General features: G+C 68.5%; 11 protein-coding genes. 6 read left to right on the top strand and 5 right to left on the bottom strand.

Annotated elements, in window-relative coordinates; translation table 11 throughout:
* The first annotated feature begins 94 nt into the window (after window positions 1-94).
* From Poly30_RS00175 to Poly30_RS00185, 3 genes are read left to right on the top strand one after another with little or no spacing between them, the layout of a single operon-like run.
* Entirely contained in the window at window positions 95-1,732 is a 1,638-nt protein-coding gene (locus tag Poly30_RS00175; protein WP_145194002.1) for a hypothetical protein, read from the top strand.
* Between the two features lie 56 nt (window positions 1,733-1,788).
* Window positions 1,789-3,153 carry a sulfatase gene (locus tag Poly30_RS00180; RefSeq protein WP_145194004.1) on the top strand — a complete coding sequence of 455 codons (1,365 nt, stop codon included), beginning with the start codon at window positions 1,789-1,791 and terminating at the stop codon, window positions 3,151-3,153.
* Window positions 3,153-4,784 (top strand): hypothetical protein, encoded by a 1,632-nt coding sequence (locus tag Poly30_RS00185; RefSeq protein WP_145194005.1) that lies wholly within the window; start codon window positions 3,153-3,155, stop codon window positions 4,782-4,784. Before Poly30_RS00180 ends, Poly30_RS00185 begins: the two co-directional genes overlap by 1 nt.
* Window positions 4,785-4,996: 212 nt before the next feature.
* Here the strand turns inward: Poly30_RS00185 and Poly30_RS00190 are convergent, their stop codons facing one another.
* The gene (locus tag Poly30_RS00190; RefSeq protein WP_145194006.1) at window positions 4,997-7,162 is read right to left on the bottom strand and encodes a peptidase associated/transthyretin-like domain-containing protein; all 2,166 of its coding nucleotides are present in this window, start codon (window positions 7,160-7,162) and stop codon (window positions 4,997-4,999) included.
* Window positions 7,163-7,461: 299 nt separating this feature from the next.
* Between Poly30_RS00190 and Poly30_RS00195 the strand changes: the two genes are divergently transcribed.
* Window positions 7,462-9,291, top strand: coding sequence for a right-handed parallel beta-helix repeat-containing protein (locus Poly30_RS00195; protein WP_145194007.1), 1,830 nt, complete (start codon window positions 7,462-7,464; stop codon window positions 9,289-9,291).
* 43 nt (window positions 9,292-9,334) lie between these two features.
* On the top strand, window positions 9,335-10,783 hold the full coding sequence (locus Poly30_RS00200) for a carboxylesterase family protein (protein WP_419190768.1): 1,449 nt from the start codon (window positions 9,335-9,337) through the stop codon (window positions 10,781-10,783).
* A 126-nt stretch (window positions 10,784-10,909) separates the two neighbouring features.
* Here Poly30_RS00200 and fmt read toward each other — a convergent pair whose 3' ends face one another.
* The 4 genes from fmt to Poly30_RS00220 form a co-directional block, all read right to left on the bottom strand.
* Complete coding sequence (fmt, locus tag Poly30_RS00205) at window positions 10,910-11,827, bottom strand: methionyl-tRNA formyltransferase (RefSeq protein WP_145194009.1); 918 nt, start codon at window positions 11,825-11,827, stop codon at window positions 10,910-10,912.
* Between the two features lie 34 nt (window positions 11,828-11,861).
* A complete protein-coding gene (gene trxA / locus Poly30_RS00210) occupies window positions 11,862-12,188 on the bottom strand; it encodes a thioredoxin (protein ID WP_145194010.1) in 327 nt (108 codons plus the stop codon).
* Between the two features lie 209 nt (window positions 12,189-12,397).
* Complete coding sequence (locus tag Poly30_RS00215) at window positions 12,398-13,432, bottom strand: segregation and condensation protein A (protein ID WP_145194011.1); 1,035 nt, start codon at window positions 13,430-13,432, stop codon at window positions 12,398-12,400.
* 25 nt (window positions 13,433-13,457) lie between these two features.
* Entirely contained in the window at window positions 13,458-14,153 is a 696-nt protein-coding gene (locus Poly30_RS00220) for a site-2 protease family protein (RefSeq protein ID WP_419190769.1), read from the bottom strand.
* 281 nt (window positions 14,154-14,434) lie between these two features.
* Between Poly30_RS00220 and Poly30_RS00225 the strand changes: the two genes are divergently transcribed.
* The gene (locus Poly30_RS00225; protein ID WP_145194013.1) at window positions 14,435-15,418 is read left to right on the top strand and encodes a KpsF/GutQ family sugar-phosphate isomerase; all 984 of its coding nucleotides are present in this window, start codon (window positions 14,435-14,437) and stop codon (window positions 15,416-15,418) included.
* Window positions 15,419-15,421: the final 3 nt, after the last annotated feature.

Raw genomic sequence — 15,421 nt, forward strand, 5'->3', positions numbered from 1 at the left:
GGGGGCCCTTGCCGGTCTCGACCGGCGGGGTAGGGTACCGATGGAGCGCTGGTTTCCCCCTCGCTCGCTTTGCTACTTCCCACCAATGCGCCCCATGGAACCACACTACCTGCCGCGCCGCGTGACGGCCCTCGGCTCGCTCATCCTCGCCCTTGCCGCCACATCCACCGCGGCCGCCGCTCCCCAGGCCGATCTCGACCTCCTCGCGGTCTCCGGTGAGGTCCTTCCCGGCACGGCGACCACGCTCGTCGGCATCGGCGACCTTCAGAGCGGCGCGGACGGCGGCTGGGTCGCCCGCGCGGTCATCGACACACCCACTTCCAGCGGGGAGTCTGCGATTCTCGGGGACCTCAGCTCGGACGCCTCCCATGGACCTTCGGTTCTTCGGCGGCCGACGCTCGTGGCGGGCTTCTCGCAGACGAAGCTCGGTTCCCCTGACTTCCAGGGCGGCCAGATCGGCTACCTCGCGAGCGAGGACACCGCCATCCTGACGCGCTACCAGGGCGCCTTCATCGGCGACCAGCTCATCGCCCGGCAAGGGGACGCGATCGGCACCACCGGTCGCCAGTGGGGCACCTTTGGCCGCATCGTGCTGCGCCCCGGCGGTCGGATCTACCTACGCGGCGGCAGCACCCAGGGGGGCCTCCTCTACGCCCAGCACTCAGAAACCGTGCTGGTCAGCGTGGGCGACCCCGTCGCCACCATGGCTGGCCCGATCACGAACGTGGGTCGCTTCGACATCAGTCCAAATGGAGAGCACTGGGCGGCCGTCGTCACCGCTGGCCCGGGCAACGACGCGATCCTGGTGGACGGCGCCGTCCTGATGGTGGGCGGCGCCCCGGTCATCGAGCGTCGCGCGATCAGCGCCACGCTCGGCCTCGGCACTGGTGAATGGCTCGAGCTTCTGTCCCTCGACGTCGATAACGACGGCCGCGTCACGTTCCAGGCCACGACGAATACACCGATCGGCGGCGCTCCGACGATCCGCGGCGACCGCGTGATCCAGCTCGAGGTCGGCCCCTCAGAGGCGCCGCACTACCAGGACTCGCTTCCCGGCTCGCTGGCCGTCTTCGTGTCCGGGACGGACCTGGTCCTGGAGGACCAGGTGATCGCCTCCGCCAGCGCAACGTTCGACGCGGACGGCGACGGCCAGGCCGACGCCGGCTACGCGATCGCCACCAGCACCGTCGGGAGTCCGGACTGGCAGGTGGTCAGCGTCTCGGAGGTCCTGGTGGGGACGGTCTTCGTCACCGTTCCGGGGCTCAGCGGCGGTCGCCAGGGTCTCGTGCGCCTCCAGCGTCGACTCGAGGGGGACGTGACCTGCGCCGGCGTGCCGAACAGCACGGGGCGCGCGTCGTCGCTCACGTCGTTCGGTCGCTCGGGCGCGAACTCCAACGACCTGACGCTCTACTGCGTGGACCTTCCGGACGGCTGCACGGCCTACGCCATCGGCTCACGCCAGTCCGGGTCCGCCCCGAACCCCGGCGGTAGCACGGGCAATCTCTGCCTCGGTGGCGCGATCGGCCGATTCCTCCCCCAGATGTTCACGGTCGACCAGGCGGGCCGCGGCACCGTCGAGCTGGACCTCTTGGCCCTGCCCCAGCCCATGGGAGCGGTCGCCGCGACGGCGGGCGACATCTGGTTCTTCCAGGTGTGGCACCGCGACCTCTGCAGCGGCCCGACCGCCACGTCGAACTTCAGCAACGCGATCTCGGTTCAGCTCACGAACTGAAGCGGCAGTCGTCGACGGAAGCGCAGCGCGGCCTCGAAACGCGCTAAGCTTCCGGCATGGAGAACGACCGCCCATCACCGGGGAGAAGACGCCTCATCGGCGCCTCCTCCCTGTGTTTCAGCCTGCTGGCCGCCTGCGGCGGCGAGCCCGAGGCGGCGCGGCCCAACGTTCTCTTGATCGTCATCGACACGCTGCGCGCCGACCACCTGTCGACCTACGGCTACGAACGTGAGACCTCGCCGCGGCTCACCGAGCTCGCGAGCGAAGGCCTGCGCTACGAGCGCGCCGTGGCCCAGGCGCCGTGGACGACGCCGAGCATCGGCGCGCTCATGACCTCGCGCTATCCGTCGTCGCTCGGGATCGAGGGCGAGCAGAACGCGCTCGCGGACGAACTCGTGCTGCTTCCCGAAGCGCTTCAGGCCGCGGGGTATCAGACCGCGGGCGTGATCAGCCATTCGTTCCTGGGCAGCGAGTGGAACTTCGACCAGGGGTTCGAGCTTTTCGACGAGGCCAACGTCCAGGGCCACTCGGCGGTGACGTCCGAGGGCGTGACGAACGCTGCGACCGCGGTCCTGCGCCAGCTCAGCGCGGATCCCGAGCCGTTCTTTCTCTTCGTTCACTACTTCGATCCCCACGCCGCCTACGTGGACCACGCGGGCCAGGACTTCGGCGGTCCCGCTGGCTACGACGGCCCCGTGACGAGCGGCCTGCTGTTCCGCGAGCTGCGCAAGATGCAGAAGGACACGAGCGACGCCGACCTGGCGGAGCTGGTGCGGCTCTACGACTCCGAGATCGCCTTCACCGACCGCCAGATCGGCCTGCTGCTGGACGCGCTGCGCGAGAGCGGCGAGTGGGACGACACGATGGTGATCGTCACGGCGGATCACGGGGAAGAGTTCCTCGATCACGGGCGCTTCGGACACGCGAAGTCCCTCTTCGAAGAGCTGATCCACGTGCCGCTCGTGGTCAAGCCGCCCGCGTCCTTCAAGGCGACGGTCCGAGCGGGCACCTCCGTCGCGGAACCCGTCGCCCTGATCGACGTGTACCCGACCGTGCTCCAGGTGACCGGTGCCACCACCGAGTTCGAACTCGAAGGACGCTCGGTGTTTCCGCAGCCGCCCAGGGGTCGCACGCTGTTCGCCGAAACCGGGCGAACCGGATCGGCCGCCGCCGCGATTTCGGGATCGCTCAAGCTGATCGAGCGTGCCGAAGGGCGGCAGCAGCTCTTCGATCTTGCCAGCGACCCGCAAGAAAAAACGAACCTCGCCAGGACACGCGGGACCGACGTCGACCGCTTGCTCGGTGAACTGCGCGAGTGGCGCGAGGTCTCGGCGGCGCGCGCGCTGATCGGAGAGACCATCCAGATCGATGCGCAGAGCGCAGCTCGCTTGAAAGAGCTCGGCTACGGAGGCGACGATTGATGCGAGCGCTGGCGCTGGGCCTGGCCTGTCTCCTGCTCGTGCTCGGGATCTGGCCGTTTCTTGTCTACCTGGACGCCGTACCGCTGCAGCCGGACTCGATCAAGTGGATCGAGAACGCGGTGCCCGGGAGCGACGGCTGGTCCATGTGGACGTTCCATAGCTCGCACTTCGTCGGCTACCGGCCGCTGACGGCGCTGAGCTTCACGGGCGACCTGCAGCTCTTCGGAGCGTCGGCGTCCGCGCTTCGGTACACGGACTTCGCGCTGCATTTCCTGAGCGCGCTCGCGCTGCTGATCCTGGCGCGCAAGCTGAGCGGACCACGGGACTCGCATCGAAGCCTCGCGGCGATCGCGGGCACCGTTTCGCTCGCCTGGTTCGTCCTGCATGCGGGCACCGACGAGGTCGTGCCGTTCCTCTCCCGGCGGAGCTACCCGCTCGCGTCGAGCCTCGCCTTCGCCGGGCTCCTCCTGGCCGCGCATCTGGCGCAGCGCGGCCCCGATGCGCCGCGCCGCGGGCTTTCCTTCGTCGCCCCTGTCTTCCTCGGCCCGCTCCTGCTTGCCAGCATGTTCGGCAACGAGCTGGGCGCTCTCCTCGCGATCGCGCTGCCGTTCGTCGTGTTCGCGGCCGCCGCGGCGAATCCCCTGCGCCGTACGGCGGCACTGACCGCGTGGGGCTGGGCCTGGATCGCCGCGGGGATCTGGATCCGCCAGCGCGTGCTCGCGGGCGACAGCGGCTACGAGGTCGCGGCGGCGGAGCCGGGCCGTGCGCTGGAGATCTGGAAGCTCTACGGGACCGGGCTCGCCGGTCAGCTCGGCCAGACGACCGCCGCGTGGTGCGCCGGCGCCCTCGTGGTCGGCGCCTACTACCTGGCGGTCTCCGTCGCGCTCGCGAAGGACCGCACGCGCTCCCTGCCGTTCGGACTCCTCGCGGTGCTGGCCGTCTACGGCGCGGTCGTCGCGAACGAGGGCGTGTGGTTCCCGCGTCAGGTCTACCCGGCCACGGCCCTCGTCGCGCTCGGCCTGGGCCTCGTGGCCGCGTGGACGATCGGCGGCACGACCTCGGTGCTGCGGCTGCCGCGCTGGGCCCACGCGATTCCGCCGATCGCCGCCTTCGCGCTGATGACGCTGCAGTCGCCGCTCGTCATCGGAACGTCGCCGATTCGAGCGGAGCGCGCGCGCGTCGCGACTTCTTTCGCCTCGGCCCTGAGCGCGGATCTCAGCGAGCAGAAGAAGCCCGCAGAGATCTACGCGGTCGCACCGGTGCCCGAGCCGAGCGAGGAAGCCGACGCGGATCGCCGGATCTCCCTGCGCGCGTCCGAGGATCGCGCGACGGCGAGGCTCAACGGCCTGCGCGTGCCGTTTCGCTGGCTCCGCGTGGTCCATCCCGAGGTTCCGTGGACGCTGCGCGACGTGCTCTACGTCGTGGATCCGAACGAGGCCCACGCGCCCACCCTGGAAGCGAGCGGACGCGCGCTCGCTCTCCCTGCGAACGTGACCTGTTTCGGCGTACCCCGAAAGCAGATCGTGGAGATCCCGGCGAGCCAGACGACCTTCCCGCTGCCGAAGCGCCGCGAGCCGGAACACCCGGGCCTGCTGTGGATCTACGGCAGCCGAGGCTTTCGTCCGCTCTGACGGAGCGGTCCATCACCTGACCTCGCTTCGCGGCTCCTGATCATGCGGGCGGGTCGAGATGCGGCGTCGGCCGTTTCCCCGGCTGCGCCTCGCCAGCGCTCACAGCCCGAGCAAAAGACGGTTCTGCTCACCGTTCGACGTACCTGGCGCATCCGCTGACACGTCCGCTGGCGCGGATGCAAGTCGAGCCAGCGCGATTCTTGCCCTGGCTCTCAACGCATCAGATCTACGGTCTCGCCGGCGAGAATCCGGGTGGAGACCGAGGTCTCCTCACCGTTCGGACTTCGGCCGATGGAGTGGCGATACTCGCCGCGTGGGAGTCTCGGGAGATGCTTCGCTCCTGTCGTTCCATCGGGTGCGTCCAGTCGGAACCAGGGTTCCGAACGCCAGTCCTCCAGCGTTCTTCCGAACTCGACGTTTCGCACCTCGCTCAAGAGGACGCCCGGGGGAAGTCGCAGTGCGCCGAACCGGCGCACCTCCAGGACGTGATGGCCTGCCTCCAGCCGTAGAGGTCTATCCACGGGGTACACGGCTTCGACGTCCGCTCTCATCTCGCACCTCGTGCCATTCGCCATCGGAAAACGAGAGGGCTCGCCGCTCGCGCCCGTCTGGCGCCAGTGCACTTCCGTCGGATCTTCGAGGCTCGCCAGGCTGAACCAGGCGCTCGGAATCGCGACACCAGCATCCTGCACCTCCACTTCCACATCGAGGAGGGGGCCGATGAACACGGCGGCCGGTAGTTCGCCCTTGGGTCCGGTGGCGACGGGTACGTCGATGCAGAGAAGACTGGAGTCTTCTTTCCAGTAGGTCATCGCGACGTCGCCGGTCACCGCGCCGGGGACGCCGCGCCGGCCCGCTTCGTCGAGGCGATCCGAGGTGTACCAATCGGTCGGATCATGGCGCCGGCGCAGGAGGCTCACGCCGCCCGCGAGGGGCGTGTCCGCGTCGATCCCCACGTGAAGCGTCTTGGGCGGCGCGACGTCTTCGAAGTCCACGCGCAGGGAGCGGGCGCCCTCGAAGGACACGCGGCAGGACGTCCATTCGAAGGGCATGTTGTTGTCGGCCAGCACGAGCCGGACCGTGACCTCCTCGCTGTCGATCCCGAACGCGTGGTAGTCGCGGAATCCGTCCACCTCCAGGTTCAGCGAGTACCAGCTTCCGCTCGACGTGCGGTAGTTCACGCTGAGAAAGAACTCGAGCGGCCCGCGCAGGATCTCCTCGATCTCGTCCGAGTGAGCGAGGCCGATCGTCAGATCGCGCGCGTCGCCGACCGTGATTCGTACGGGTTCCATCGCGTCCCTCACGTCGACCTCGATGTTGGACATCACGGTCGGCTCTCCCGGGTACCACAGATTCAGGAAGTCGGAGCCGAGGCGATCGCAGGAGAGCGACGCCCGGCCCGTCGAGTCGAAGCGCACCTTTCGATCGTGGATCTCGCGAGTGGAGATCTCGAAGTCCTCGGGCTGGCCCCAGTCGGCCCAGCCCTCGATCTGGACCTCGATGCGATGGCCCTTCCGGAGCAGGATCTTGCCGATGTCCAGGGATTCCGCGCCCACGTCGAACTCTTGCGAGTGGCGGACGAAGCGGTCGTCCTCGACCCTGAGCTGGTACCTCGCCGCAGGCTGTAGACCCGTGATTTCGAACCGCCCATCCGAGCCCGTGCGTACGGCCGCGCCGCGGTCGAGCGTCTTGGCGAGGGCGCTCTTGTCCTCGGTGAACGGGCCCACGAAGACCTCGACGCCCGGCAGCGGACCGTCGCCGTCCTCGACGAGGCCCGTGATCGCCACGGGCTCCGCGAGACGCATCTCGATGCGCTGTGGCTTCCGCCCTGCGTGAACCGATTCGAAGGCGCTCGCGGCCCGACCTTCGACCTCCAGGAACACGAGATAGGGTCCGTCTTTCAGGTCGAGGGCGGCGAATCCCTCGATCACCTCGGCGACGAAGAAATCGTGGTGATCCTCGTCGAGCGTGGAGAGGGCGACGGCTGCGAGGCCAGGCGGAACGTGGCCGGTAACGTGCACCTCGAGCCTGGAGCCAGGACTCGCCAGATACTCGTCGAGCCACGCGTCTTCTTCCTCCGCGTTGACCTCGGACGGATCTGGTGCCGCGCCCGGCACTCGCGCCGCGCTGTGTCGTCCGTCGAGGCGCGGCTCTGCCACCGCCGCTCCGTCGATCCTGATTTCTTCAACGTCATCGAAGAGCGTCGAGGGTCCGGCTTCACCGGCTCCGTGAACGGTCCCGAGCGAGTCCACGGTCGGCGGATCGCCGTGCACCGAGGCCGCACCCGCGGCGCCCATCCAGAAGATCGAAGGCGTGAACGTGAGCGCCAGCGCACCGAGTGCGAGACCGGCGAGAAGGAGTGAGGCAACGTGTTTCATGCGGAGCTCCGCTGGAGAAAGGAAGAGGGATCGAGTCCATCCCGGATACCCCGCGCTCCCCCTGCAGCGCCATCCCCATCTCTCCACGTGCCTCTCACGCGCTGTGACAGGCCCCGCGATGCGCGCCGGGTGGCCAGATTCCGCGTTTCACGGACCGGACCTCTCCTTCCGCGCGGCCGCGCCGGAGCAGAAGCGCACCGTTCGCCCATCGGGGGGTGCGATTTGGCCCACTCTGGTCCTCGAGCCAGCTGCTGGCCTTCCCACGGGCGCCCTTGGACCGTCACTTGCTACCGTGGGGCATGCTCTCCCTGCTCGCTCTCGCCATCCTTCCGCAGACCACCTGGTTCGTCGACTCCAGCGCTCTGCCGCCCGGTGACGGGACTCTCGCCGCTCCCTACACCCGCATCGACCACGCCGTTGCGCAGCCGGGAACGCTGGACGGTGACACGCTCCGGGTGCTGGCAGGCGTGTACTCGGACGAGCGGATTCAGCTCGGTGCCAAGGGGCTGAACCTCCTGGGTGACGGCGCACCGGGAGCGATCGTGCTCACGGGTTCTTCGGCCGGATCGATTCTGACGGCGGACGCCACCACGTCGCCGATGAAGCTCACGAACCTGACGTTCCGCGGCGGGCGGGGTGAGTTCTCCGCGGCCCACGGCGGCACCGCTGGAGGCGCCATTCGTGCGATGGAGGCGAGCCTCACCCTGGAGGACTGCCTCTTCGAGGACTGCACGGCGGACTTCGGCGGCGCGATCGCTGCGGACGCCAGCGGCGGCGACCCTCCCCGGATGATCCTCCGGGACACGGAGTTTCGCGAAGACTGCGTGGCGGCGATCGACGGCGGAGCCATCCATCACCGCAACGGAGTTCTGCAGGTGTTCGACTCGGTGGTCCACGGGCACGCGCTCGGTGGACGGGGTGGCGCGATCTTCTTCGAGAGCGAACCTCCCATTTCGAACCCCTTCATGAACCTCCAGCGGTCGGTGATCGAAGGAACGGCCTACGGCGACGGCGGCGCGATTTTCACGAGTCGCAGCAATCCCAACATCGTCGACTGCACCGTGGAAGGCCGCTGCCTGGGGAACGGTCGGGGCGGCTGTCTCTACACCGGAAGCGTCCATTTTCCAGGCTACCGGGACTCGACGTTCCGGGGCGGCCGAGCGGTCTGGGGCGGCGCCATTTACGGTGCCGGCCTGCGCATCTACGGGTGCACGTTCGAGGACAACGCCACATGGTCGCCCCTCGGCCCCGAGTTAGGCGGCGGCGGAGCGGTCTATGCCCTCGGCGTGGCATTGATCGAGGAGTCCATCTTTCGAGGCAACCGCGCCACGCACCATCCGCGGGCTTCCGGCGGAGCCTTCTTCGGATCCGGGTCGGTGGACCGCTGCACGTTCGTCGACAACGACGCGACGTTCGCCGGAGCCGCCATGTTCTGCTACGAACCTGGCACCGGCCTGCCCCACCTGCGCAGGTCGATCGTTCTGCGGGCCCAGGGGAGCACCACGCCGCCCTTCAACGCGGGAACCATCGCCCGGAACAACATCATCGAGGGCGGCTACGCGGCCTACCCGAACAATCTCGACGCGGACCCGCTTTTCTGGGGCGCTTCGGACTTCCATCTTCTGCCGGGTTCGCCCGCCATCGCGACGTCACCGGGTGGGATGGACAAGGGCGCCTTCCCCTTCGATCCGTCCTGGTGCGGCGAGGGCTGCGACGGACCGATCGGACTGGTCAGCTGCACGGCCATGCCCGGTTCCCTGGGCGTACCCGCCGAGATCTCCGCGATCGGGAGCACGGACGTCGCCGTCGATCGGGTGGTGCTGACGCTCGCGCAGATCCCGACGTTCGCGCCCGCACTTCTCCTCGCCAGCCAGTCGCCGGACTTCGTCCCGAACGCGGGCGGTAGCTCGGGGTCCCTTTGCCTCGGCGGCCAGATCCTCCGCTTCCCGGTGGAGGGACTGTTCTACGGAGGGCAGACCATCGTCTACCGTCCGGTGCTCTCCGAGTTTCCCATGGGAACGGCCGTACAGGCGGGCCAGTCCTGGTTCTTCCAGTTCTGGTTCCGCGAGACGAACTCGTCCGGTCCCACCTCGAACTTCTCGCCCGCTCTCTACGTCCCATTTCAGTAGAGAGCAGCACCGGGCTACGCCTCCCCGGGCGATGATCCGGGTCATGCGTTGCTTCCTCCCTGCTCTCGTCCTCGCCGTTTTCCTCGTCCCCGCTGCGGCAGCCCCTATCGGCTCCGGCGATGCGGTTCCCCTTCGAGAAGGAGTCGCGGTCGGCGTCACCCGCGAGGGTGTCACGGCGTACCTCGGCATCGAGTACGCCCGCGCGGGCCGCTGGGAAGCGCCCGGTCCAGCGCCGACGTGGGAGGGTGAGCGGCTCTTCGACCACTACGGCGCGATCGCGCCCCAGTCGAGCGAGGGTGCGCCGTCGGAGGACTGTCTGTTCCTCAACGTTTGGAAGCCCGAGCAGAGCGAGAATGTCGGGAAGCCCGAGCAGAGCGAGAATGTCGGGCAACCAGAGCAGAGCGAGCGCGACGTCGCGCTGCCGGTGCTCGTCTGGATCCACGGCGGCGGCTTCCGAGGCGGGTCCGGCGCGCTGAGTCCGGAGCCGATCGTGAAGCGCGGCGTGATCGTCGTCAGCTTCAACTATCGGCTCGGCAAGCTCGGCTTCTTCGACCACGCGACCTGGGACACCAGCCACCCGCGGAACTTCGGCATGCTCGATATGGTCGCGGCGCTCGGCTGGGTGCAGCGGAATATCGCGGCGTTCGGCGGCGATCCTGATCGCGTCACGATCGCCGGCAACTCGGCGGGCGGCATGGGGGTCCAGCTGATGATGGTCGCCGAGGGTGCGCGCGGGCTGTTCTCCGGAGCGATCGCCCAGGCGGGCTATGGCGCATGGCCGTTCCCAACGGCGTGCTGCGTCGAGGGCGTCGAGCCCGGCGAAGATGCGCTCACGCCGATGGAGGAGCTGCGCAAGAAGTCCGCCGCCGAACTCGTGGGCGAGGTCGAGGCGTTCTGGCTTCCGTTCCGCGGAAGCGGCGAGCTGCCGGAGCAGCCGGTGCACCTCTTCGAGAGCGGGAAGGTCGCCCGCGTGCCGTACCTGACGGGCGCGAACAGCTACGACGGCCAGCACACGATGTTCGGCGCGGGGTTCACGGTGGCGACGTTCCTGGCGCTCCTCGGCGACGGCCTCGGGACCGCGAAGACGCTCTACGCCTCGGACTGGAAGGTCTCGGAAGCCCAGGCGGCCCAGCGCATCTTCGGCGACCTGCGCTACGTGATGTCCGCGCGGGCCACGGCGCGTGCGATGCAGGGCGTCGGGCAGCCGGGCTACCTCTATTACTACGACGTTCCGACGCCCGGGCTCCCGGGTGCGCCCCACGCGTCCGAGTTCCGCGCCGTTTTCGCCGACGGCGGAAGCGCCGTGCAGAGCTACTGGCTGAACTTCGTACGAACGGGCGATCCCAACGGTGGTCAGCTTCCCGAATGGGAGCCCTTCGAAAGCGGCCAGCCGGCATGGATGGTCTTCCGCGAGCGTCCCGGGAAGGCGAGCGGCCTGCTCGCATCCAAGCTAGACTTCCTGGACGGGCTCGATTTCGTGTCCAGGGACTGATCTTTCAACCGCCGGCCATGCCCTGCACTCGAATCTTCCTTCGAGCAACGGGCGGCTTATCCTCGCGGGAAGTAGGCACACTCCATGCACGGCTGCGAAGGGAGCGGCCAGCGAGGGGCTCGGTATCTACACCCGTAGGCCACGCAGGAAGGCCGCGCCTTCCATCACGCCTTTGCCCGCGGGCTTCACGAGCGTGAACTCGACGGCGGTGCCCTGAGCCGCAGCGAAGACCAGCGCGCTGCCGCGGTCGAGGCGCGTGCCCGGAGCCTCGTCGTGACCGTCTCCCGCGACGCGGGCGGCGAGCACGACGAGGTCACGACCGTCCTCCAGGGTGCAGCGGGCACCCGGCCACGTCGTCATCGCGCGCACATGGCGTGCGATCTCGTCGGCGGGCCGCTCGAAATCGATCTGCCCATCGTCCTTCGAGAGCTTCGGCGCCAGCGTCACCAGCTCCGGATTCTGGGGCGTGTACGTCGCGGTGCCTGCGGCGATCGCGTCGAGGGCCTCGACGATCGCGTCCGCACCGAGTTCGGCCAATCGGTCGAAGAGATCGGCGGCGGTGTCCTCCGGGCCGATCGGTAGCTCTTTCGAGAGGATCACATCGCCGGCATCGAGGGCGAGGACCATACGCTGGATCGACACTCCGGTGACCTCGTCGCCGGCTGCGATCGCGCGCTGGATCGGGGAAGCGCCGCGCCAGCGGGGGAGCAGCGATCCGTGAACGTTGAGCGCGCCGTGCTCGCACATCTCCAGGACCGGCGTGCGAAGGATCTCGCCGTAGCTCGCCACGACGAGGACGTCGGGCTCGAGGGCGCGCAGCGCGTTCGTGAATTCGTCGGTCTTCGTCGACGCGGGCTGGATCACAGGGATCCCGGCCTCGTCGGCGGCGGCCGCCAGCTCCGAACGAACGACGGCACGCCCCCGGCCGCGTGGGCGGTCCGGGGGCGTGACGAGCCCCACGACCTCGTGCGCCGGGGTCTTCTTCAGGAGACGATCGAGGATCGGGGTCGCGAAGGGCGGCGACCCGAGGAAGACAACGCGCACGGGAGTGGGGAGACGGTTCGAGGGGACTTCGGGATCAGCCGACGTGGCCTTCGACCACGTCCTTCAGCGCCGCGTAGCTCTGCTTGCCGATGATCTGCTCGGCGACCTCGCCGTCCTTGATCACCATGAACGTCGGGATCGACGTGATGCCGTACTTGGCCGGGATCTCGGCGTTGTCCTGGGTGTTCAGCTTGACCACCTTGACCTTGCCCTCCATCTCCTCGGCGAGCTTCTCGACGTACGGAAGCATGCTCTTGCAGGGGCCGCACCAGGGGGCCCAGAAGTCGACGAGGACAGGCTGGTCGCTGCCGAGAACGTCTGCTTCCCAGCTGGCATCGGTGACATCGGTCAGTGTGCTCATATATCTAGTCTCGGTTCAATCCGTCAGCAGCAACCGGGCCCCGGACAGTCCGGGGAGCGCGCGGCAACGGTGTTCAAATCAGGGTTACAGAGAGTCGGTCGTTTCGACGCAGCTTCAAGAGCGTGACCACGATCCTTTCGGTCTCTTCGATGATCACCGTGATGGGGAACGGTGATCGGTCGCCGGCGGGATCTTCGTCGAGGCCGCCATTAGACATCCGTCGCGGCGGCAGGGGCCCCCGGTTCGTTCGCTTCTTCGGGGGCTTCCTCTGGAGCTCCCTCGGCCTTCTTGAGGGACTCGTCCAGCTCCTCGTCGTCCTCGTCCATGAAGCGCGAGGCCCGGATGAGGTCGTCGAGGTCGCCCTCCTGGCCCGGTTCGGCGGCCCAGTGGAGCAGGATGTCGTCGGACTGCTTCTCCTGGGTCGCGGACACGAGGCCGATCTTCATCAGCTCCAGGAGAGCACAGAAGCCTCCCACGAGGCCCTCGCGGGTCGGGACGTCGCCGAGGCTGTCGACGAGATGGCGCAGGGTGGCGCCCTCCGGGTGCTGGCGGACCGCCATTCCGATGGTCTGGACGTACCATCGGAGGGGGCGGGGGTCGCTCTTGATCCTGTGGGTCCGGCCCGTCAGCGTCTCGCGCATCAGGCGGGAAAACGTCGCGAGCAGGTCCCAGGCGGTGATCTCCCCCAGCTCGAACTCCTTCTCGGGCTCGTTGTCGCGGACCTCGCCGCGGTAGCCGCGGGGGTACTCCAGGGTCCGGCGCAGGAGCCGGTCCTCCAGGTCGTCGGAGGCTCCCTTGAACCGCCGGTACTCGATCAGGCGCTGGATCAGCTCGTCGTGGGGATCGAGGTCGTCCTCCAGCTCGACCTCCTCCCGGGGCAAGAGGGACCGCGACTTGATCGCCATCAGAGTGGCCGCGATGACGAGGTACTCGCCGGCCACCTCGATATCGAGGTCCGTCAGGGCGCGCACGTGGTCCATGTAGGAATGCGCAATGTCGGCGAGCCGAACCTCCTGGATCTCGACCTCTTGCTCCTTCACGAGGTGCAGGAGCAGGTCGAGGGGGCCGTGAAAGACCTCCTCCAGCTGGACCGTGAACTCGTCGGGCCGGTGGGGTTCACCTTGGGGCCTGTGCGGTTCGCCGTGGGACTCACGCGCGGACGCCCCGATCATCGGCTCTTCGCCCACTTCGGTCGTGGGCTCAGCCGTGGAGTCGGTGGAGGATGGGGAGGCTGAGCCGGTCATGGGGTGGGGGCGCGCGGATCCGCGCCTATCCGGGCTTGCCGCCGAGGCCGTAGAGGCCGACGACAGCCGTCGCAAACCAATGGTAGACCTGGTCGATGCGAGCGATCAACCATTCCTGGGTTCCAGGGACCAGGAAGACGAAAGCCACGACGAGCAGAAGCCCCATCCGCTCCAGGCTGACGTAGGCGGGACGTAGCGCACTGGGCAGCAGGTACGCCACCACCCTCGACCCGTCGAGGGGAGGGATCGGCAGCAGGTTGAAGGCCCCCAGAAGGACGTTGTAGTACGCGGACATGGTCAGGATCGGGGAGATCATGTCCCTGGAATGCACTCCGCCCCATTTCCGCAGGGCCTCGTGCAGGACCAGCAGCAGGAACGCCAGCGCGAAGTTCATGATCGGCCCGGCGATGGCGACCAGCGCCATGTCGCGGTGGCGATGGTGGAGCCTGCCCGGGACCACGGGCACGGGCTTGGCGCCCCCGAAGATCATCCGCGGCGCGCCGGTCAGGGCTGGCAGGACGAACCAGAGGAACAGCGGCAGCGCGACCGTCAGGATCGGGTCCATGTGCTTGATCGGATTGACCGTGATCCGACCGAGCTTCTTCGCCGTGTCGTCCCCGCGCCAGCTGGCCACCGCAGCGTGGGCCATCTCATGGAGACCGAGCGAGATGATGAGGATCGCGATGACGGCGATCCCGATGAGGGTGTCTTGGCTGGGCACGGGGTTCGCTCTCGGGGGAGTCGGGTCTTCATGGGACCGGATGGGTGAGCATGGTAGGCCGCGAAGCCTGCTTATGGTTGTTCGTAGCCGTGCCTCATCCCTAGAATGCGGGACTGACCGGCACAGAACGCCGGGCCAGTCCCCGCACCGTCCGCCCCATCCCGGATGACGCGCTCGAAAGCCCTGGCGAAGGGCCCCTGAAGCCCCTGCAGGGGGCGCCCATGACACCGGAAGACGCATCGAACGACCCCGCGCCCCCCGCGGGAGGTCCCTCCACCGCCATGGGAACCCCTTCCAGTCGCGGAGTCGAGGTGCTGCGCGTCGAAGCTGCGGCCATCGCGCGGGTCGCGGATCACCTGGCCGATCCCGAGCGCGCGCGCGCCTTCGATCGCGCCGTCCTCACCGTCCTGAAGTGCGCCGGCCAGGTCGTCGTCACGGGTATGGGGAAGGCAGGGCTCGTGGGCCAGAAGGTCTCGGCCACGCTGGCCAGCACAGGCACACCATCCTTCTTCCTGCACCCCGCCGAGGCGCTCCACGGCGACCTTGGTCGCGTTCGCTCCGGCGACGTCGTCCTCGCGCTCTCGAATTCCGGTGAGACCAGCGAGGTGAATCACGTGATGGCCGCCGTCAAGAAGCTCGGCGTCCAGGTGATCGGCGTGACCGGCGGCCCCGAGTCGACGCTGGGCCAGCACTCGGACGTCCTGCTGGACATCGGGCGCGTGGACGAGGCGTGCCCCATGAAGCTGGCGCCGACCGCCAGCACGACCGTGATGCTGGCGCTCGGCGACGCTCTCGCCATGGCGATCCTGGAGGAGCGCGGCTTCGGCCCGCGCGACTACGCGCGCTTCCACCCGGCGGGCAGCCTCGGCAGGCGACTTCTGCGCGTCGACGAGGTCATGCGACAGGGCGACGCGTTGCCGCTCGTTCCGTCCGGGATCACCGTGGCGGATGCGCTGATCCAGACCCGCAAGACCAAGGGGCGCCCCGGCGCGTCGCTGGTGGTGGACGAGAACGGAGCCCTCGCGGGCATCTTCACCGACGGCGACCTGCGAAGGCTTCTCGAAGGAGGCTCCTTCGAAAGACTCAATCAGCCCATCGACGACTTCATGGCGCGCACTCCCAAGGTCCTCAGCCCCGACGACCTCGCGGTCGACGCCCACCGCCTTCTGCGCGAGAACCGTATCGACATGGCGCCGGTCGTCGACGCCGCGCGGCGCCCCGTCGGGCTGATCGACGTCCAGGACCTCATCGAGGTCGGAATCTAAGGC

Source organism: Saltatorellus ferox (assembly GCA_007751475.1).
GTDB lineage: Bacteria > Planctomycetota > UBA1135 > UBA1135.

What these genes read in the sequence shown, in the direction of transcription:
- trxA (WP_145194010.1), bottom strand. Translation starts at nt 12,188, where the DNA reads ATGAGCACACTGACCGATGTCACCGATGCCAGCTGGGAAGCAGACGTT.
- Poly30_RS00215 (WP_145194011.1), bottom strand. Translation starts at nt 13,432, where the DNA reads ATGACCGGCTCAGCCTCCCCATCCTCCACCGACTCCACGGCTGAGCCC.
- Poly30_RS00180 (WP_145194004.1), top strand. Translation starts at nt 1,789, where the DNA reads ATGGAGAACGACCGCCCATCACCGGGGAGAAGACGCCTCATCGGCGCC.
- Poly30_RS00225 (WP_145194013.1), top strand. Translation starts at nt 14,435, where the DNA reads ATGGGAACCCCTTCCAGTCGCGGAGTCGAGGTGCTGCGCGTCGAAGCT.
- Poly30_RS00175 (WP_145194002.1), top strand. Translation starts at nt 95, where the DNA reads ATGGAACCACACTACCTGCCGCGCCGCGTGACGGCCCTCGGCTCGCTC.
- Poly30_RS00190 (WP_145194006.1), bottom strand. Translation starts at nt 7,162, where the DNA reads ATGAAACACGTTGCCTCACTCCTTCTCGCCGGTCTCGCACTCGGTGCG.
- Poly30_RS00200 (WP_419190768.1), top strand. Translation starts at nt 9,335, where the DNA reads ATGCGTTGCTTCCTCCCTGCTCTCGTCCTCGCCGTTTTCCTCGTCCCC.
- Poly30_RS00195 (WP_145194007.1), top strand. Translation starts at nt 7,462, where the DNA reads ATGCTCTCCCTGCTCGCTCTCGCCATCCTTCCGCAGACCACCTGGTTC.
- Poly30_RS00185 (WP_145194005.1), top strand. Translation starts at nt 3,153, where the DNA reads ATGCGAGCGCTGGCGCTGGGCCTGGCCTGTCTCCTGCTCGTGCTCGGG.